The sequence below is a fragment of the Paraburkholderia sp. GAS38 genome, assembly GCF_050434965.1.
Lineage (GTDB): Bacteria > Pseudomonadota > Gammaproteobacteria > Burkholderiales > Burkholderiaceae > Paraburkholderia > Paraburkholderia phenazinium_A.
Genome location: NZ_JBNDJO010000017.1, coordinates 70,915 through 89,543 on the forward strand (window position 1 = coordinate 70,915; position 18,629 = coordinate 89,543).

Annotated in this window: 15 protein-coding genes; 8 read left to right on the forward strand and 7 right to left on the reverse strand. The window is 61.6% G+C overall.

The annotated features are described in order from the left end of the window. Positions 1 to 32: 32 nt before the first annotated feature. Positions 33 to 1,496, forward strand: a complete 1,464-nt coding sequence (locus P3T42_RS31155; RefSeq protein WP_429308230.1) for a serine hydrolase — start codon at positions 33 to 35, stop codon at positions 1,494 to 1,496. On the opposite strand, the gene P3T42_RS31160 is transcribed toward P3T42_RS31155, so the two are convergent. Next, positions 1,493 to 2,401, reverse strand: a complete 909-nt coding sequence (locus tag P3T42_RS31160; protein ID WP_074296519.1) for a LysR family transcriptional regulator — start codon at positions 2,399 to 2,401, stop codon at positions 1,493 to 1,495. The two genes, P3T42_RS31155 and P3T42_RS31160, sit on opposite strands and share 4 nt — an antisense overlap. Positions 2,402 to 2,536: 135 nt before the next feature. Between P3T42_RS31160 and P3T42_RS31165 the strand changes: the two genes are divergently transcribed. Then, a complete protein-coding gene (locus tag P3T42_RS31165) occupies positions 2,537 to 3,322 on the forward strand; it encodes an alpha/beta fold hydrolase (protein WP_074296521.1) in 786 nt (261 codons plus the stop codon). A gap of 60 nt (positions 3,323 to 3,382) precedes the next feature. Continuing rightward, positions 3,383 to 3,895 (forward strand): GNAT family N-acetyltransferase, encoded by a 513-nt coding sequence (locus P3T42_RS31170; protein WP_171991645.1) that lies wholly within the window; start codon positions 3,383 to 3,385, stop codon positions 3,893 to 3,895. 72 nt (positions 3,896 to 3,967) lie between these two features. On the opposite strand, the gene P3T42_RS31175 is transcribed toward P3T42_RS31170, so the two are convergent. The 4 genes from P3T42_RS31175 to P3T42_RS31190 all read right to left on the reverse strand — a co-directional run bounded on the left by P3T42_RS31175 (position 3,968) and on the right by P3T42_RS31190 (position 8,353). Continuing rightward, positions 3,968 to 5,107 carry a porin gene (locus tag P3T42_RS31175; RefSeq protein ID WP_074296523.1) on the reverse strand — a complete coding sequence of 380 codons (1,140 nt, stop codon included), beginning with the start codon at positions 5,105 to 5,107 and terminating at the stop codon, positions 3,968 to 3,970. A gap of 137 nt (positions 5,108 to 5,244) precedes the next feature. Next, positions 5,245 to 6,042, reverse strand: a complete 798-nt coding sequence (locus P3T42_RS31180) for an ABC transporter ATP-binding protein (protein ID WP_429308231.1) — start codon at positions 6,040 to 6,042, stop codon at positions 5,245 to 5,247. After that, the gene (locus tag P3T42_RS31185) at positions 6,039 to 7,109 is read right to left on the reverse strand and encodes a FecCD family ABC transporter permease (RefSeq protein WP_074296527.1); all 1,071 of its coding nucleotides are present in this window, start codon (positions 7,107 to 7,109) and stop codon (positions 6,039 to 6,041) included. Before P3T42_RS31185 ends, P3T42_RS31180 begins: the two co-directional genes overlap by 4 nt. Positions 7,110 to 7,120: 11 nt before the next feature. Then, the gene (locus P3T42_RS31190; RefSeq protein WP_429308232.1) at positions 7,121 to 8,353 is read right to left on the reverse strand and encodes an ABC transporter substrate-binding protein; all 1,233 of its coding nucleotides are present in this window, start codon (positions 8,351 to 8,353) and stop codon (positions 7,121 to 7,123) included. A gap of 170 nt (positions 8,354 to 8,523) precedes the next feature. Between P3T42_RS31190 and P3T42_RS31195 the strand changes: the two genes are divergently transcribed. Next, positions 8,524 to 9,237: a response regulator gene (locus tag P3T42_RS31195; RefSeq protein WP_429308233.1), complete on the forward strand. Its 714-nt coding sequence runs from the start codon at positions 8,524 to 8,526 to the stop codon at positions 9,235 to 9,237. 13 nt (positions 9,238 to 9,250) lie between these two features. Beyond that, positions 9,251 to 10,678: an ATP-binding protein gene (locus P3T42_RS31200; protein WP_429308234.1), complete on the forward strand. Its 1,428-nt coding sequence runs from the start codon at positions 9,251 to 9,253 to the stop codon at positions 10,676 to 10,678. Positions 10,679 to 10,685: 7 nt separating this feature from the next. On the opposite strand, the gene P3T42_RS31205 is transcribed toward P3T42_RS31200, so the two are convergent. Together P3T42_RS31205 and P3T42_RS31210 are read right to left on the reverse strand one after the other, a co-directional pair. Then, entirely contained in the window at positions 10,686 to 12,383 is a 1,698-nt protein-coding gene (locus P3T42_RS31205; RefSeq protein ID WP_429308235.1) for a long-chain fatty acid--CoA ligase, read from the reverse strand. Positions 12,384 to 12,427: 44 nt separating this feature from the next. Then, positions 12,428 to 13,201 carry an SDR family oxidoreductase gene (locus P3T42_RS31210; RefSeq protein ID WP_074296537.1) on the reverse strand — a complete coding sequence of 258 codons (774 nt, stop codon included), beginning with the start codon at positions 13,199 to 13,201 and terminating at the stop codon, positions 12,428 to 12,430. A 250-nt stretch (positions 13,202 to 13,451) separates the two neighbouring features. On the opposite strand from P3T42_RS31210, the gene P3T42_RS31215 reads away from it, so the two are divergent. From P3T42_RS31215 to P3T42_RS31225, 3 genes are all read left to right on the forward strand, one after another. After that, entirely contained in the window at positions 13,452 to 14,783 is a 1,332-nt protein-coding gene (locus P3T42_RS31215; RefSeq protein WP_429308236.1) for a DKNYY domain-containing protein, read from the forward strand. Positions 14,784 to 14,998: 215 nt separating this feature from the next. Next, on the forward strand, positions 14,999 to 17,143 hold the full coding sequence (locus tag P3T42_RS31220) for a M3 family metallopeptidase (protein ID WP_429308237.1): 2,145 nt from the start codon (positions 14,999 to 15,001) through the stop codon (positions 17,141 to 17,143). Between the two features lie 44 nt (positions 17,144 to 17,187). Further along, positions 17,188 to 18,465 carry an MFS transporter gene (locus P3T42_RS31225; RefSeq protein WP_429308238.1) on the forward strand — a complete coding sequence of 426 codons (1,278 nt, stop codon included), beginning with the start codon at positions 17,188 to 17,190 and terminating at the stop codon, positions 18,463 to 18,465. The last annotated feature ends 164 nt before the right edge of the window (positions 18,466 to 18,629 follow it).

Genomic DNA, 18,629 nt, shown 5'->3' on the forward strand with positions numbered 1-18,629 from the left:
ATTGGGAACTGCCTTAAGGAGGTATCGATACGATGAGCGAACCCGATTTGAGCAACCTGGACAGTCTGGTCGAAGAGGCCATGGCGCACTGGCAAGTTCCCGGACTCGCGCTCGCAGTGGTACAGGGCGGCGAAGTCATCAAGCTGCAGGCTTATGGCACGCGCGATATGGAAACCCGTTTGCCCGTGACAATCGACACGCAGTTCATGCTTTGCTCCCTGACCAAGTCGTTCACGGCCGCCGGACTCGGCTTGCTCGTCGACGAGGGGCGGCTGAGCTGGGACACGCGCGTCCAGGACGTATTGCCGAATTTCCAGCTCTACGATCCGATCGCCTCAAAGAACCTCACCGTACACGACCTGCTTACGCATCAAAGCGGCCTGCCGCGTCACGACAGGATCTGGTCGCCGCCGGGCGAGCGCTCGCGTGCCGACATTCTGGAGGCCATGCGTTACCTGCAGCCGAGTCGCGGGCTTCGCGAGGTCAGCCAGTACTGCAATCTCGGCTACGTGGTGGCTGGCGTCGTGGCCGAGCAGATCAGCGGACAAAGCTGGGAGACCTTCACCACCGAACGCCTGCTGCGTCCGTTAGGCTTTAAGCATGTCAGTCTTTCGACGCACGCGCTTGAGGCCGCAACCGATCATGCCTCGCCGCATCCCCGAGATGCCGCTCGCGTTTATCGAGGCAGGTTGTGGCCGATGCACGCGGCGCCCGCGGGAGGCATCAACACGTCCGTCTCGGACATGGCAAAGTGGTTAGGTTTCCTGCTTTCCCAAGGCGAAGCTAACGGATCTCAGCTACTGTCGAAAAGCGTCATAGAGCAGATGATGACCCCGCAGATTTACTTTGAAGAATCGGAGTTCAGCGAGGTCGGCACTCGCCATTATGGTTTGGGGCTTCGCTGCGAGCAGTATCGCGGTGATCGAACGGTTTCGCATACGGGGTCCCTGCCGGGATGGGGTTCGATGATGAGCATGATGCCCGGGCATCGTCTCGGCGTGGTTGTCCTCACCAATCGCGATCCTGGTCCGGTGAACGAGCTATTGATCTATTCCGTCTTCGACCGCCTGCGCTCGCACGAACCTCTCAACTGGCTGGAGACGTTCCGCGAGAGGCGACGTAAAGCGCTCGACGCGGAAGAGACGGAGCGGCGCAGCCGCGAGGCGCTTAGGGCAACCTGGAGCGAACCTGCCCGGCCTTTGAAAGACTACGTCGGTGACTACGCGCACCCCGCATACGGCGAGTTCTCGGTGTTCGAAGATGAAGACGCGGGTGTATTGGGCTGGCGCTGGCGAGGCTTGACTGGCGTCCTGCTAAGCTGCGACGGCACGACGTTCGAACTCAAGGAGGACGGCGATCCCCGCTTTGGCCCGCCTCTGCAAGTGACTTTCCAGTTCAATGCGGACGGCGTTATCGACAGCTTGAGTTCACCGCTGGAACCAACCGTCGCAGACATCCGCTTCCAACGCCGCGGCGCTCTGGTGTCGCGCGGTTAATACGCGTCCCATGGTGGCCGGTCGCCGAACGCATCCGCAAGGTACTCGATAAACCGGCGCACCTTGGACGGCACGTAGCGTGCGGTCGGATAAACCGCGTGGACGGTCAACTCAGGTGCACGGTAACCAGGCAGCAGTACCACCAGTTCCTTCGCCCGGATGTGCGGTCCGAACACGAACGTGGGACCGTATGCAATACCGACTCCGGCGAGCGTCGCCGAAAGCAGCATCTGCATGTTGTTGGCCTGCATCCGGTGCGGCCCGTCTACCACGTGCTCGCGGCCCGCTTCGTCGGTCAGCGTCCATTCAGGCATCGAGACCGCCTCGCTGAATGCCAGACGAGGCGCGCGATGTAAATCCTCCGGCGTGGCAGGCACACCTTCACGCGCGAGAAACGCCGGCGAGGCACAGACGGTCATCCGGCATGGCGCGAGACGCCGCGCGACAAGTTGAGAATCAGGCAAGCGGCCAATGCGGATAGCGACATCAATGCCGTTGTTCTGCAGATCGACATACCGGTCGTCGAGCGCAACCTCGATGTTCACGTGGGGATGGCTCTCGAGATACCGCGCCACGACATCGCCCATATGCATCGCGCCGAATGTGACCGGCGCAGCGACACGCAAGGTCCCCCGCGCGGTGCTGTGTGCGTCGCTCGCTTCGCTGTTGGCGTCGTCGAGTTCTTCGAGAATCCGCTTGCAGCGAAGGTAATAGGCGCGACCGGCCTCCGTGAGGCTCAGGCTGCGCGTACTCCGCTGCAGCAAGCGCACGTTCAGATCCGCCTCCAGCGCGCTCAGATACTTCCCGGCCATGGATGCCGACAGCCCGGCACGTCTGCCGGCCGCCACCAGGCTGCCCTCGTCCACCGCTGCAACAAAAACGGCAATGCTCGCGAAACGGTCCATGGCGGGTCCATTCAGGAATTTGACGATCGACTGATGATACTGGATGCGGGATTATCGCGCCCGATGCTTCAATCTACTATCGCTTCAGGGTCCGGAAACAGCATTGAAGCAACGGGATATCGAAGGAGCATCGCAATGAAAATCGCATCGAACGGCATTCACCTCCACGTCGCCGATCAGGGCAACGGCACGCCCGCCATCGTGTTTTTGCACTACTGGGGCGGCTCGTCACGCACATGGAACAACGTCATCGCCGCACTACCGAAGGCCTACCGCACGGTCGCGCCCGATCACCGCGGCTGGGGAGACTCCGACGCCCCCGCTAGCGGCTACGCCCTCGCGGATTTCGCCGACGACGCGCAAGGTGTCATCGACTCGCTGCGGCTCGACCAGTTCGTGCTGGTCGGTCACTCAATGGGCGGCAAGATCGCACAACTGCTGGCGTCGCGTCGTCCCAAGGGACTCGCGGGACTGGTCATGGTTGCGCCTTCGCCTCCGGTGCCGCTGGTGCTTCCCGCCGAAGTGCGCGCACAGATGGAGAGCGCCTATACGTCTCGCGCGTCGGTCGAAGCAGCCATCGATCACATGCTTACCGCGAAACCGTTGAGCGCTGCACATCGCGAGCAGGTCATTGAAGACAGCCTGCGCGGCGCCCCTCAGGCCAAAGCCGCATGGCCGCTCTACGCGAGCCTCGAAGACATCACCAGGGAGGTAGCGGCGATCGACGTGCCTGCCATTGTCATCGCAGGAGAACTGGACCGGGTGGACAGTGTCGAAACGTTGCGCTCACAACTGCTTCCCCACATTCCGCACGCGCGCATGCAGGTGGTGCCGGGCAGCGGCCACCTGTCTCCGCTCGAGGCGCCGGTTGAAGTGGCCGGGTTCATTCAGGAGTTTGTCGAATCGCTTGCACATCCCTAAGTCATGCTTCGCATGCATGTCAGAATAGCGCCGATCCGCGCCTTACTCCAAAAGACTGACATGAGCTCCACGTACCTGATTCGCCCCGCCCTCGCCGACGATGCGCCGCGTATTGCGGTGCTCGGCGCGCAGGTCTGGATTCACACCTATGCGACGGCGGGCATCTCCGAGGTTATCGCTCAATACGTGCTGGCATCCTTTACACCCGAGCGATTCCGCACGCTTGCGCAAGACCCTGGCGCTGTCATGCTGGTCGCCGAGCGCGAGGGGAATCTCGCCGGCTATATCGTCGTGCGCTTCGCTTCGCAACATGCGGACATTCAGACGGAGATTGAAACACTCTACGTCCAGGCGTGCTTCGCCGGACAGGGAATCGGCTCGGGCTTGTTGACGAGGGCCAAAGAGATCGCATTGACGAAAACCGGCAGCCGCTCGATCTGGCTCATGGTGAACTCGCAAAACGAGAGCGCCATCGCTTTCTATCGCTCACTCGGCATGAAGCAAGATGGTCTGACGTACTTCGAACTAGGCGGCGTCAAACACGAAAACAAGGTGATGATTGCAGTGGATTGAAGCCCTTCACCACCGTTCCTGCGCCCGTGTGTCGCCAATACCCCGGCAACACACGGGCCTGGCATAAACCCATCAAAACCGATGCCGCATCCCCACGCCCACCACCACCTGCTGGTCCGTCGAGGAAAGCGCTTGCCCGCTTACATCGGCCGTCAATCCTGACCCGTCGCTGTCGATGTGCTGATAGCTCGCCTGCAGATACAGGTCCGTGCGTTTGGAAAGGATGTAATCGGTTTGCACCGACACTTCCTGCCACTTCGGATGATGCTGCCCACTCGCCGTAGAAAGCGCCGCGTCCGTGTACGTGTATTCGCCGGTCAGGCTGAGCGCCGGGCTCAGCGCGTAACTTGCGTTCACTTCATAGTTGTTGAAGCTCGCACCCTGGCCGTTCTCCGCGAGACCGAGACTGTTCGCCCCGTTGATCGTATCGAGCCCACCCAGTTGCGTGCGCGTCCACACGAAGCCGAACCGCGCCGCGCCAACGGTGTAGTTCGCACCCGCGCCATAGATTCGTTGCTGTGCGGCGATGAAGGTGCGGTCAGTCAAGGTCAGTGCGCCGTTTGTGTTGCTGCTGCCGCCGTTGTTAGCCTGCAGGTAGCCCGCACCGAGACTCAACGGACCCGCATTGTACGCAGCGCCGAAGCTGTACAGACGATTGTCGTCAAAGCCGCCCGCTTCGTTCGAGAAGCCGTACAGCGTGCCGAAGCGCAATCCTTCGTACGACGTACTGGTGAACTTCACCGAGTTGTTGACGCGGAATGAGTTATTCAGGTTGTCGTTGTCGAACGGATGAGCGGAAAAATTGTTGCCACCCGGATGAATGCCGGTGAAGCTGAGCGGCGCAACATAGTCCACGACCGAGTCGTACTGGCGTCCGAGCGTCACCGTGCCGAAGCGGTTGTTCGACAGCCCTGCATACGCCTGATAGCCGAACTCCCGGCCGCCCTGGCGAAGCGATCCGTTCATTACGCTAAAGCCGTTTTCGAGCTGAAAAATCGCTTTTGTACCGCCACCGAGATCTTCATGACCGACGAAGCCCCAATGACTGCCCGTCACGTCGCCGCTGCCCGCTTGCCATGCGGCATGCCCCTTCGCGTTGCTCGTATAGGAAAGGCCCGCGTCGATCACCCCGTAGAGCGTCACGCTCGATTGTGCCTGCACCCCGCAGGCGTACCCCGCCGCGCATAGGGCGATAACCAAAGTCTTCTTCATGTTTGTCCTGAAGTTTCTAGTGAGCCGCCCGCGCGCGACCGCACGACACCGCGGCTGGGCGGTGTCGTGCGGAGCGAGCCGAAAGCGGCATGGAAGGGGCTGGCTGGGCCGTATGGCTAACGGCTGGCGATGCCCGTCTAAGCGACGAGTCCGTCGATCAGAACCTGATGGTGGCCGCGCGAGCATGGCTCGATACGCGCGGCGACACCGAATACCTGGCCGAGCGTCGCCGGTGTGACGACCTCGGGCGGCGGCCCGAAGCGCACGATGCGCCCCTCGTGCAGCAACATCGCGCATTCGCAGGCGCGCATCGCCGCATTGATGTCGTGCAGGACCACGACGGTCACGATCCGGCTTTCGCGCGTGACCTCGCGCAGCACCTGCATCACGTGGAACTGGTGATTCAGATCGAGCGCCGAGAGCGGCTCGTCGAGCAGCAACACTTGCGGGTCGCGCACGAGTGCCTGTGCAATGCCGACGAGTTGCCGCTGACCACCCGACAATTCATCGAGCGAGCGTGAAGCGAGGTCGTCGATCCCGAGCCTGCGCAGAATCGCATGCGCATGCACAAGATCGTCGCCGTGCGCGGCATGCGCCGACGCAGCGCCATATCCGCGCGTGGCGCGACATGCCACCAGCACCGATTCGAGCACTTGCAGGCGCACGCCCGCGGGCAGCGCCTGCGGCAGATAAACGACGCTATGCGAACGGGCGCTCGCCGCCGACAAGGCGAGCGTTTCGCCGTCGAGCGAGAGCGAACCGGCGTGGACCCGCGTGAGACCCGCCAACGCGCGCAGCAACGTGGACTTGCCGCTGCCGTTCGGGCCAAGCAGCGCAGTGATCTGACCACGCGGCAAGGGACCCGCTTCGAGCGAAGTCAGCACCTGGCGCTTGTCGTAGCGCACGCTCAGATCGTGAATGCACAGGCCGTTCATCCCATTTGCCCCTGCGAACGCACGACGATGCCGAGAAACAGCGGAATGCCCACCAGCGCCGTGACGATCCCAACCGGAATCAGCACGCCCGGAATGATCAGCTTCGAAGCAATGGACGCCAGCGAGAGCGTCAGCGCGCCAATCAGCATGCTGCCCGGCAGATAGAAACGATGGTCCTCGCCGAACAAGGTGCGCGCGATATGCGGCGCAATCAGTCCGACAAAGCCGATCGTGCCCACGAACGATACCGCCAGCGCCGACAGTACCGACACGCGCAGCAGCGTGGAGAGCCGCAGGCGCCGCACGTCGATACCAAAACTGGCCGCGCGGTCTTCGCCGAGACGCAACGCGGTGAGCGTCCAGGCGTTGCGCATGGACAGTGGCAACGCTAGCGCCAACGCAATCGCCAGCACGCTGATCTTGGGCCAATCGGCGCGCGCCAGCGAGCCGAGTGTCCAGAACACGAGACCCTGCAGGGCATCGGCCGAGGCCATGAACTGCATCAGCGAAACCAAAGCATGAAACGCGAACACCAGTGCGATGCCCAGCAGCACCACACCTGCGGTATTCATGCCGCGCCAGCGCGCAACCGCGTCGAGCAGCAACGCGGAAAGCAGCGCGAAAACGAATGCGTTAGCCGAGACGATCCACGTCTGCGACACGCCGGGAATGGCGACGTCCAGCACAATCGCAAGCGACGCGCCAAACGCGGCCGCTGCCGACACACCGAGCGTATAGGGGCTCGCGAGCGGATTGTTGAGGATGGTCTGCATTTCCGCACCCGACAAACCCAGCGACGCGCCCACCAGCAGCGCCATCACCGCATAGGGCAAACGAATCTGCCAGACGATCACGGTCGTCGCCGGATCGGCGGCAGCGCGGTCGAAGACCGTATGCAGCAGCGCCATCAACGGCAACCCCGATGGTCCGGTGCGCAGATCGAACAGCAACGCGCAAACGATCAGCGCCATCACGGCGAAGAGCCACATGACGCGCCGGTACGTGAGACGTTTGTAATGCCGCACGCTAAGATCGTGCGGCGCGGCCTGATGCTGAAGAGTCGCCATGAACCGCCCGCTCAGTGCAACGCTACCGGCGTAGCGGCCCGAGCGGCATCCCCGGTCCCATCTACCCAATAGGCGCCGTCCGGCGGCACCGCGAGGAAGCGGCTATATAGTTCGGACTGCGTTGCATTGACGTCCAGATCCTTGAACTGCTGCGGATAGAACCATTTGGCGAATGCCTCGATCGCCACGATGTTGTACGGCGAGTCATAGTAATTGTGCGAGATACCGTGCACGCGACCATCGTGAATTGCCTTGATGGTGTCGAAGCCCGGCCGTGCGACGAGGGCCGCGAGACTCGCTTGGGCATCGTGCCCGCTCGTCAATGCGCCGACGCGTAGCGAAGCCAGGCCCGGTTTGCTGCGGCTGCCGGTGGCGATATACACGTCGGGCTGCGCAGCGATGATCTGCTCCATGCTGATGTCGCCCAGCACACCCGGCACTAACCCCGCCGCGATGTTGCGACCGCCTGCGGCCTCGATGAATTCTCCGAAGTTGCCATTACCCGCGGTGTGGCAACATCCCGCATCCCAGACGCCGGCGAGCAGGTCGATAAAGACCTTGGGTCGCTGCTGCGCCGGGATCCGGTTCACCACCGCTTGCACTCGCGCCAGATGCTGCTGATAAAACTGCACGTAGGCGTTGGCCTCCTGCTCGCGGTGCATCACCTTACCGAGCAGTTCGATACTCGGCAGGGTGTTCTGCATGGGATGCAGCCGGAAGTCGACGAATACCACCGTGGTACCCGTCGCCTCCAGTTGCTTGACCAGCGCGTTATAGCGGCTCGGACCGTGGCCCGCGAGACTGAAGATGGCGAGATCGGGCTTGAGGCTCAACGCCTTCTCGTCGCTGATGCTATCTTCCGTGGCTTTGCCGATCAGCGGAATCTGCTTGATGCCCGGGAATTTCGCGGCGTAGGCGTCGAAGGTCTGCGGATCCATCGTCGGCAAGTCGCCCTGCCAGCCCACGATCCGGGCCAGCGGCTGCTTCCCTTCCAGCAGCGCCACCGCCATTAGCAGACGGCTTTCGCCGAGCAGGATGCGATGCGGCTCAGCCGGAATGCGAACCGTGCGGCCCGCCAGATCGGTCACGGTCTGCGCCGGTACCGCGACCGTAGCCGGCGGCGTCGCGGCGTGCGCGGCCATGCTGGCCCCGAGGGTCGCGAAGCTGAGCACCGCGCAGGCAGTCAGGGCGCGCGTGGCCGCGCGGAGTGGGCGTGCGAACGACTGAAACCGGAAAATCGACATGGTATAGTGCGTAAATGAGAATGATTGCCATTTGCGGGCTCCACTTTAGCGGCGCAATGTAATGGCAATGTGTTGAAACACGGCTGTTTTGTAATGGAATGTGTTGGCGCAAACGCGAGCGTAAAAATCGCGTTGCGGATAGCATGCGAGCCGCCCACAAGAACGGAACGATGGACCACATACTCGTTGTCGACGATGACCCCAACATTCGCCAGTTGTTGCAGGACTACCTGCGCAGCATGGGCTATGGGGCCACCGCCGTCGAAAGCGGCGTGCAGATGAAGCAGGTCATCAACACCTCGCCCGTCGATCTCGTCGTACTCGACCTGATGCTCGAAGGCGAAGATGGTCTGGACATCACGCGTGAGCTGCGGCGCACGCACGCCGTGCCGATCATTATCCTGAGCGCGCGCGGCGGCTTGCTCGACCGCATCCTCGGCCTCGAGATGGGCGCCGACGATTATTTGCCCAAGCCCTTCGATCCGCGCGAGCTCGTCGCCAAGATCAAGGTGGTGCTGCGGCGCACGCGCAGCGTGCCGGGCGAACGGCTCACGGATTCGTCTACGTTCGTGAGCTTTGCCGGCTGGAAACTCGACACGCGCATGAAGCAGATGCTCTCGCCCGACGGCGTGGTGGTCTCGCTCGGCGGCTCCGACTATCGCGCGCTGCGCACGCTGCTCGATCACCCGAACCGGCCACTGTCACGCGAGTTTCTGCTGGACCGGGTGTTCGGCAAGGAACGCACGCCGCTCGACCGCTCCATCGATGTTTGCATCAGCCGTCTGCGCCAGCATCTCAAGGATTCGCCACGCGGCTCCGGGTTGATCCGCACCATGCGTAACGAAGGCTACATGCTGGTGGCCGATGTCACGCACGAAGCCTGAGCGGCGCATCGCCATGAAACTGCGCTTTTGGCCCGACACGCTATATGGGCGACTCGTGCTGATTCTCGTCGTGGGCATGTTTGCGGGGCAGCTCTTCACTAGCACCATCTGGTTCGAGACTCACGACAACCGCACGCTTGAGATTCCCGCGCGCCTCTTTGCCAGCCGCCTCGCCGACACCGTGCGGTTGCTGCAGCATGCTCCGGATGAGACCACGCGCCATGCGATTGCCGCGGAGCTCGCCGATCAGCGCTACCGTCTGCAATGGATCGATACGCCCGCTACGGCACCCGCAGGTTCGCTCGCGCAACGCACGGTGAGCGACCTGATCGCGGGCGTGATTCACCGGCGGCTCGGCGAGCCGATCGAGGTCCGCCTGCTCGACGTGCAGTTGCGCGACGAAACCGGCCGCCATCACGGCATCCTCAGCCTGTTCAATTCGCGCATGCCGTCCGGCGATTTTCATCTGCAACTGAGGTTGCCACAGGGCGAATGGCTCGATGTACAGGCCAATGAAGGCCAGGCCGGCATGCTGACTGAACCAGGCACGCTCGTGCTCGACTATTTGCTGCGGATCTATCTGGTGCGGCTAACGGCCGTCCTTCTGCTGGCACTCGTGGCCGTGCGATTTGCTGTAAAGCCATTGAAGGAACTGGCCAAGGCGGCCGAGGCGCTTGGCCGCAACATTCATCGGCCACCGCTGCCGGTGACGGGACCGCTTGAAGTGCGCACCGCCGCGCAGTCGTTCAATTCGATGCAGGAGCTACTATCCCGCAGTCTCGCTGAACGCACGCGCTTTTTGACGGCCGTCTCGCACGATCTGCGCTCGCCGCTCACCCGCTTACGGCTGCGCATGGAAATGTTGCCCGATGCCGAATCGCGAGAACGGCTGCGCGGCGATCTCGACGAGATGGAAGCCATGGTAGGCGCGACGCTCGACGCCGTTCAGGGCGTGGAGATTACCGAAGCGCGCCACGAGATCGATATCAATTCGATGCTCGAAGGGCTTGCTGAGGATGCACGCGAGGCGGGCCACGACGTGAGCGTCGAAGGTCGTGCGAATCGTCCTTTGTCAGGCTATCCGCGCAATCTGAAGCGGTGCTTGCAGAACCTGCTCGACAATGCGATCCGCTACGGTGGCGCAGCAAGCATCCGCGTGAGCGACGACGAGAACCTGCTGCGCATCGTCGTCAGCGATCCGGGTCCCGGCATTGCGGACGAGGCCTTGCTCGAGCGCGTATTCGAGCCGTATTTCCGCGTCTCGGGTTCGCGCAACGGCGCAAGCGGCGGCACCGGCCTCGGGCTGACGATTGCACGCAGCGTCGCGGCCGCGCATGGCGGCACGCTCACCTTGCGCAACGGCGCGGTCAAAGGATTGGAAGCCACGCTCGCGTTGCCACGCGACGGCCGCGCCGCCGAACTGTCGTGGAAAATCGGCTAGGCGCGCGTCACGCTTTCTTGCCCGCGGCGGCTGCCGCGCGTGCGGCATCCTCCTCCTGCAGTTTGCGCCACAGAATCTTGCCGCTGCCGGACTTGGGCAACGACGTCACGAACTCGACCAGCCTCGGCGCCTTGTAAGGCGCCATCTGCTCATGCGCCCAGGCGATGACCTCGCTCTCCGTCAACGTATCCGCGTAGCCCGTAGCGGGCACCACCAGCGCCTTCACGGTCTCGCCGCGGCGTTCGTCCTGCACGCCGATCACACAGACCTCATGGATGCCCGGATGCCGGTACATCAGCGCCTCCACCTCCGCCGGCCAGACCTTGTAGCCCGACGCGTTGATCATGCGTTTGAGGCGGTCGGTCATGAAGAAATAACCGTCCTCGTCGATATGGCCCAGATCGCCCGTGCGTAAGAAACGCTTGCCATCGAGCTCGACGAACGCTTCGGCCGTACCCTTGGGATTGCGCCAGTAACCCTGCATTACCTGCGGCCCGTTCACGACGATCTCACCGGTTTCGCCTCGCGCCAGTTCTTGTAACGAGGCCGGGTCGATCACGCGCGCGTCGAGATCGAACACCGGAATGCCAAGGCACTGCGGCTTGGGACGCTGCGGCGGATTGATGTGCGTCGCGGCGATCGTCTCGGACATGCCGTAACCTTCCACATAGTCGAGGCCGGTCAGGTCCTTGAGCTTGCGTGCAATCGCGGCGGGCATCGCCGCGCCGCCGCCGCGCGTACCGGTCAGTCGGGAAAGATCGTATTCGGCCAGCTTGGGGTTGGACAGAAAGTCGACCATCATCGTCGAAATGGACTGCCACGACGTGATGCCGTAACGTTGCATGCACTGCGCAGCGGCGTCGCGATCCCAGCGCGGCAATATGACAATCGTTGCGCCCGCATACAACGGCCCGTTCATACCGCCCTGCATGCCGGTGACGTGAAACATCGGCAACACGGACAGATGCGTGCTGTCCTGCGATCCCGCGAACCAGACACTGCAACCGACCAGCGTGCTCATGACGCTGCGATGCGTATGCATGCAACCCTTCGGCCTGCCTGTCGTACCCGATGTGTAGGGCATCACGCAGAGGTCATCCGGGCCTGCGGTCAACGGCCCTGGCGCGAGGCGCCGTTCGAGCACCGTACTCCAGGCCGTTACGCCGGCACGTTCAATCAATCGCTTCGGCGCCGCTACGAATTCGGGTGGGGTGATCGACGACGGGCGTTTCAGGTAGTCGCTATAGGTTGCGACAATCGCATGCTTCAACCCCTGCCCGGCTGCCTCGCCCAGCAGCGGCTCGATCTGCGGGTACAGGTCCTGCGGCACGATCGCGGTCGTCGCACCGCTGTCCTCCACGTAGTGACGCACCTCGTCCGTCAGGTTCATCGGATTGACCGGCACCACCACCGCATTCGCCCGCAAGATGCCGTAGTACGACAACACCCATTGCGGACTGTTCTGCATATAGAGCAGCACGCGATCCCCGGCTTTTACTTCGCATTCCTGTTGCAGAAAGCCCGCAATACGCTCGGCTTCGTCCCTGAACTGCGCGAAGCTCAGCGGCGTGTCGTAGAAGATGATGAACGGCTTGTCCGGGAAACGCGTCGCCGCCACTTCCGCGTTATAGAACAGGCTGGTTTGCGGCAGGCTCAGATGATGCGGCACGCCAGCCGGCCAGTGCGCGTGATGAAGGGTGTTCATGGGGGACTCCAGTTATCACGTTTCTTGAGCACGCCCAAGTACCGTCACACGATGCTAGCGCCGCCGTCCACCGCCAGATTCTGACCGGTGATATGCCGCGATGCCTCGCTGGCGAGAAACACCACTGAGCCCTTCAGATCCTCCTCGCCGCCAAGCCGGTGCAGCGGCGAATGCGCAATGATCGACTCTTCCATGGTGGCGAGCAAACCCGCCGACATCTTCGATGGGAAAAAGCCGGGACAAATCGCATTGACGTTGATATTGTGGCGCCCCCACTCCGAAGCCAGCGCCCGCGTAAAGTTGATCGCCGCGGCCTTCGAGGTGTTGTAGGCAATCGTATTCATGCCTGCCGGCGCGCCCTTCAGACCCGCGATCGAAGCGATGTTGATGATCTTGCCCGCGCGGCGCGGAATCATGCTGCGCTTGCCCACTTCACGCGCGAGAAAGAACGGCGCGTTGATGTTCAGATTCATCACCTTGTGCCAGGCCTCGTCGGGATAGTCTTCCGCTGGGGCGCCCCACGTGGCGCCAGCGTTATTGACCAGAATGTCGATGTGGCTGTACACGGCCAACACGTCGCTGACAAGGTCGGGAATCCTCTCGAATCTGGCGAGATCGTTGACGAAGGTTTGGACCTCGATGCCCCGCTCTTCCAGATGTGCCTTCGCTTCCGCGAGTTCGTCGGCCTTGCGTGCGGTGATCGCCACGCGGCAGCCCATTTCACCGAGCGCCTCGGCCATCTGCAAACCGAGTCCGCGCGAGCCGCCGGTAATCAGCGCCACCTTGCCTTCCAACTGAAACAGGTCTTTGACATGCATCCGGCGTCTCCTTGATAAGGACTTTTGGGTTTGCTTTTTTCAAGCCATCATACGTGCGGAGATTCGCCGTGTAAATAAAAGCATGGTCGTTTTATTTGTGCGTAAACTGCTGTGAATCGCCTGTCATCGGGACTTACCCGACTGTCCGACTCATGGCATGCTGCTGTGACGAGCGTAGGCTGCTTCACGGCACCCCCGCGCCAACGCACGTTTTACTTCGGCTAACAACATGAAAGCGAGGCATTCATCCTTGAGCAAAGCGGCGCGCATTATCTTTCTGGTCCTCTGCCTGTTCGCAGGCCCGGCTCACGCTTATACGACGACGACCTGCGAGGAAACCTGGTACGTCCCGACACCCGGGAAGGAATTCTCGGGTTCGACCGCATCGTGGACGAAGGTCAAGGAGGGGGATTGTCAATCGCATAGCATGAAACTTCTCGAGCTATGGAACTCGGGCCACTCCGAGAGCTTCGCGATGGTCGACGGCAAGGGCTACTACGTAAAGTTGACCGAGGTGCCGGAAGGGCCCGGTTGTCACGATCGCGGCGCCCCCGTCATCGATCCGCAGTGTTTTCTTCCCGACGCGCTGAGGCACTACGAGGTCCACAAGGAGAGGCAGTACTACCAGGTCACCAGCGGGCGCGAGCTGAAGTTACTGGACGAATCATCCGTCAAGGGCGGTACGGCTGCCAGCGGCTGCAAGCCGGGACTGTATGCCTCGGACGGTGTTTCGCTGTTCTATGCCACCCATGCCTTTGACGATGAGAGCGGCGTGTTTCCGTATACGCCCGTGCGGATCGAAGGCGCCGACCTGGCCAGCTTCAAATGCTTTACGCCGACGGGATCGAACGACGATCACGAATGGGCGCACGATAAAGACCACGTTTTCTATTTCGGCCGAACGATCAATGGAATGTCGCCCAACTTTCCCGTTCGCGTGCAAGGCGACCCTCGCAGCGTGACCTCGTTCATCATCAACGGAGACAAAGTGTTCGAGGTGTCGTGGGACGAGGTGACCTTGCGTCCGGACATGAAACCGGATCTGCATCTGCTGTCGCCCAATTTCATGACTGACGGGACATCCGTTTTCGATAGGGAAGGCAAGAAAATCCAGGGGCTAAATGCGGCAGCCTTGAAGATCGTCATGCCGGTTTGCCCCATACCGGGGTATCCGCAACTGAATTGCACGCCTTACGACAGCACGATCCCAACCGGCATGGTTCTCGACGGGGGCATTGCTATCGAAAATGGCGTGATCGCATTTCCGCGCTTCGGCAGTCATGTTTTCAGGCACGAGGGGTTGAATGCCGGCAATGTGACGTACTTCTTCCTTAAGCGCGATGACGCGCAACCCGACGCATTCATGATTTTCGACAACCGGTTGTACCGGTTACGTGCCCTGGTAGATCAACTGTCGGACTACGATGCGCGAACCCAACAGCGGCTTAAAGACGGGGTAGTCATTCACGGCTCGCTAAGAAGCGCCAAATGCGGCTTCGTCGACGACGACAAGGGCCCGATAGACATGGAAACGCTGGAGCGGTATTCGCCAGACTCGCCTTATCCGAAGCAAAACTGTTAGAGCGCCCGGCAGCGGCGGCGCGCTGTTCATGTGCGTCGAGCGCTGCCGCGTTGTTTAGGCATTCAACCGGCATAAGCGCGCCTAAAGAGCAGCGGCCTTAGCGGAACATATTGCTGTCTTCATACTCTAAGAAGCTAGTTCCAAGAAAGTAGCGAGCATGGAAGATCTAGCCAATCTTCATGCTCTGCCGACCAAAAAATAAAACCAGCCTATCCATGCCCCCGACCAATCCGCTACTTGCTGCTACGGACCTCCCGCTCTTTTCCCAACTCAGACCTGAGCACATCACACCGGCACTCGATGTCCTGCTAGCCACCGCCCAGGCTACGGTTGACAAAGCCACCCAGCCAACGACGCCAGCAACCTGGCAAGCCGTTGTCACGACCGTCGAGCTTGGAACCGAGCCGTTGGCCCGCACCTGGCGCACGCTCACGCATCTGGGCGGTATGATCGACACGCCGGCGTTTCGCGAAGCCTACGATCAGAACCTCACACGGGTCACGGCATTCTGGGTGGCGTTTGGCCAAAACCTGGCGTTGCACGAGAAATATCAAGCCATGGTGGCAAGCCCGCAAGCAGCGCAACTCTCTGCGACGCGTCGCAAGGTGCTCGACGATGCCCTGCGCCATTTCCGCATGGCAGGAGCAGAACTGCCGGAGGCGAGTAAGGCGCGCTTTGCGACAGTGCGTGGAAGGCAAGCGGCGTTACACAAAGCGTTTCTGGACAACGTGCAGGACGCGCGGGATGCATACGCGTGTTGGGTCTATCGCGAGGAAGAACTGGCGGGACTGCCCGAGGACGTGCGCGAGGCCGCCCGTGAAGCCGCCAATCAGGACTCGGGCGCACAGACGGGGCTCGCATGGAAATTCACCCTGCACGAGCCGTTTCATACAGCGGTGCAGCGTTATGCCGAGCATCGCCCGCTGCGCGAGAAAATGTACGGCGCCTGGTCGACCCTCGCGTCCGAACTGGGCCAGCAATATGCCGCCGACAAGCCGGAATGGAATAACACGCCGGTGATGCTCGAGCTGCTTGCCTTGCGCCAGGAAGAGGCCGAACTGCTGGGCTATCAGAACTATGCGGAGGTTTCGCTTGCCCGCAAAATGGCTGAGACCCCAGCTCGAGTCGTCGCCTTTCTGGAAGATCTTGGACAGCGTGCGAGTTCGAAGGCGGCAAACGACTGGGCGGAGCTGAGTGCTTTCGCTGAAGAGGTTCTGGGCATCTCTCCGTTGAAAGATTGGGATGTGGCCTTCGTCGCAGAGCAACTGCGCCAGCAGCGCTATGACTTTTCGCAACTCGAACTTCAACAGTACTTCCAGGAACAAGCCGTACTGGATGGGTTGTTCCAGATCGCGCAAACCCTGTTCGGCATCGAGATTAAACGGGCGGATGGCGAAACCTGGCATCCTGATGTGCGCCTGTTCCAGGTTGCCGACAAAGACGGCACTTTACTTGCTCACTTCTATCTCGATCCCTACGCACGCGAAAGCAAGCGTGGCGGCGCATGGATGGAAGACGGACGCACGCGCCATCTGAATGCCCATGGGGAGGTCGTGCGTCCAATCGTCTATCTGAGCTGCGATATCTCGCCGCCGGCCGGCGACAAACCCGCACTGCTCAGCCATACCGACGTCATTGACCTATTCCACGAATTCGGTCACGCGATGCACCATATGCTCACGACGGTCAATGAACTCGCGGTATCGGGTGTCAATGGCGTCGAGGGCGACGCCATCGAGCTGCCCTCGCAGTTCATGGAGAATTTCTGCTGGGAGTGGGACGTCCTGTCGGCGATAAGCTCGCACGTCAAAACCGGCGCATCTTTGCCGCGGGATCTGTTCGACAAATTGACAGCGGCCAGGCATTTTCGTAGCGGCTTGCAGATGCGGACTCAAGTGGCGCTCGCCATGTTTGACATGCTGATTCATCTTGGTGGCCCCGCGACACTGCCAACGGCATCTAGCACAGATGCGTCATCACTATCGCCAGTCGCAGCGCTCTGGGTCGATGTCAATCGGCGTTATCGCTTCGAACCTCTGATGCCCATCTCGCGCTACTGCAATCAATTCACTCACATCTTCGCCAGCCCCGAATATCCAGCCGGCTTCTACGGATACAAGTGGGCCGAACTGCTGTCGAGCGACGCCTATGGCGCCTTCGAAGAAGCCGCGCAAGCCGGACAGGGCAATGTCCTCGACCCACACACGGGAGCCCGCTTCCGAGCCGAGATCCTCGCAGTCGGCGGCAGCCGTCGAGCGCTCGATTCGTTTGAAGCCTTTCGTGGCAGGGCGCCGGATATCGGAGCGCTATTGCGGCACTGCGGCGTTGAAGGGCCACTCGAGTCACCTGAAGTCGCGTAACGCATTCACCAGAACGAGCCGATCCCCACCAGGAGCGTCGCCCTATGGCGTCCTCAATCAATTCGAACGCAGAAACCCGGGCAACCGCGTTCCGTTGGTTCTGGTTCGCGAATCTGGCGATCCAGATGGGCGGCCGCTCATGGGCTCTGGCACTTCCGGTCCTCGCCATTCAATACCTCTCGGCCGACAGTCGCCAGGTCGGCTACCTGACGGCGGCCGAAACAGTTGGCCCCATGCTATTGCTGCTGCCCGCTGGCGTATGGATCGATCGCATGTCCAAACGTTACGCGATGATTTTCTCGGCAGTGAGTCGCGCGTTACTGATCGGCACGGTCCCGATCGTATGGCTGAGTGGGCGGCTTGGCATGCCGTATCTCTACATCATTGCGCTGTTCGTCGGCGTGGCCAGTCATTTCTACAGCATCGCCTATCAGGCGTACGTACCTTTGCTGGTCGGATCTAACGGAAGCTATCGCGCCAACTCGCTGCTCACAACGTCATCGCGAGCCGCCGACGCCGGCACGCCTATCGTGATCGGCTTCGTGATGAAACTCATCAGCGCCCCCCTCGTGGTTCTGCTGGATGCCATCGGATATCTTGCCTGCGCGGCAATCCTGACGCGCGTACCGCATAAAGAAGAGGCGCATGCCAGTACGAGCAAGCGCGGTCTGCGTCAGGAGATGATCGACGGATTCCGCTTCGTCTGGTCCGAACCCGCCTTGCGCGTCATTGCACTCGCGATGGTCTTCTCGAACTTCTTTGCCACGGCGCTCACCACCCTGACGCCCATCCTGGTGCTTCAGACGCTGCGGCTCGGACCGGCCGGGCTGGGTAGCGTCTACTCATCGGTCGCGGCAGGTGGCCTGGTGGGCGCACTGCTGCTCGGGCGAGCGCGGCGCCGGTTCGGCATCAGCACGCTACTCACCGGGGGACTGGTTGTGGCGGCCGCGTTCTCGATACTGACGCCGCTGGCCGCAAGCCTGCCGATCAACGAAACGCGGCTTGCGCAGGCAGTGTTGATAGCCTCGATCTTCGGTACGGCCTTCGGCGGTGTCTTCTTCGCCGTCTCGCAGATCAGCCTGCGGCAGATGGTATGTCCAAAGGATTTGATGAGCCGCGTCAACGCAACGATGCGATTCGTGCTTTGGGGCACGATGCCGCTCGCCAGCATGATGGCGGGACTCAGCGCACATAAGCTCGGCCTCGTACCGACGATGTGGATTGCCGCGCTCGGTGCGCTGGCCACAGTATGGCCGATCGTCGGCATCGCCCGCCATATCCCGCCGCAGGTCGCCGATTCGGCGAAAGCCCATAGCCGATAAACGGGAACACCCTTCAGATTTCCGCGCGAATGCCGATATACCTGATGCTATTCACATAGCAAGAGTCAGTCGGATTGACCTCTTCGGATACGCGAAGACAAGAGGGCACGCGGATGCGGTTCGTTCACGAAAGCAAGGCACATACACATGCACGGGGCTGCCGT

Coding starts and splice junctions, on each gene's coding strand:
- P3T42_RS31155 (WP_429308230.1), top strand. CDS start 33: ATGAGCGAACCCGATTTGAGCAACCTGGACAGTCTGGTCGAAGAGGCC.
- P3T42_RS31180 (WP_429308231.1), bottom strand. CDS start 6,042: ATGAACGGCCTGTGCATTCACGATCTGAGCGTGCGCTACGACAAGCGC.
- P3T42_RS31195 (WP_429308233.1), top strand. CDS start 8,524: ATGGACCACATACTCGTTGTCGACGATGACCCCAACATTCGCCAGTTG.
- P3T42_RS31160 (WP_074296519.1), bottom strand. CDS start 2,401: ATGGACCGTTTCGCGAGCATTGCCGTTTTTGTTGCAGCGGTGGACGAG.
- P3T42_RS31185 (WP_074296527.1), bottom strand. CDS start 7,109: ATGGCGACTCTTCAGCATCAGGCCGCGCCGCACGATCTTAGCGTGCGG.
- P3T42_RS31175 (WP_074296523.1), bottom strand. CDS start 5,107: ATGAAGAAGACTTTGGTTATCGCCCTATGCGCGGCGGGGTACGCCTGC.
- P3T42_RS31220 (WP_429308237.1), top strand. CDS start 14,999: ATGCCCCCGACCAATCCGCTACTTGCTGCTACGGACCTCCCGCTCTTT.
- P3T42_RS31210 (WP_074296537.1), bottom strand. CDS start 13,201: ATGCATGTCAAAGACCTGTTTCAGTTGGAAGGCAAGGTGGCGCTGATT.
- P3T42_RS31200 (WP_429308234.1), top strand. CDS start 9,251: ATGAAACTGCGCTTTTGGCCCGACACGCTATATGGGCGACTCGTGCTG.
- P3T42_RS31165 (WP_074296521.1), top strand. CDS start 2,537: ATGAAAATCGCATCGAACGGCATTCACCTCCACGTCGCCGATCAGGGC.
- P3T42_RS31170 (WP_171991645.1), top strand. CDS start 3,383: ATGAGCTCCACGTACCTGATTCGCCCCGCCCTCGCCGACGATGCGCCG.
- P3T42_RS31205 (WP_429308235.1), bottom strand. CDS start 12,383: ATGAACACCCTTCATCACGCGCACTGGCCGGCTGGCGTGCCGCATCAT.
- P3T42_RS31190 (WP_429308232.1), bottom strand. CDS start 8,353: ATGTCGATTTTCCGGTTTCAGTCGTTCGCACGCCCACTCCGCGCGGCC.
- P3T42_RS31225 (WP_429308238.1), top strand. CDS start 17,188: ATGGCGTCCTCAATCAATTCGAACGCAGAAACCCGGGCAACCGCGTTC.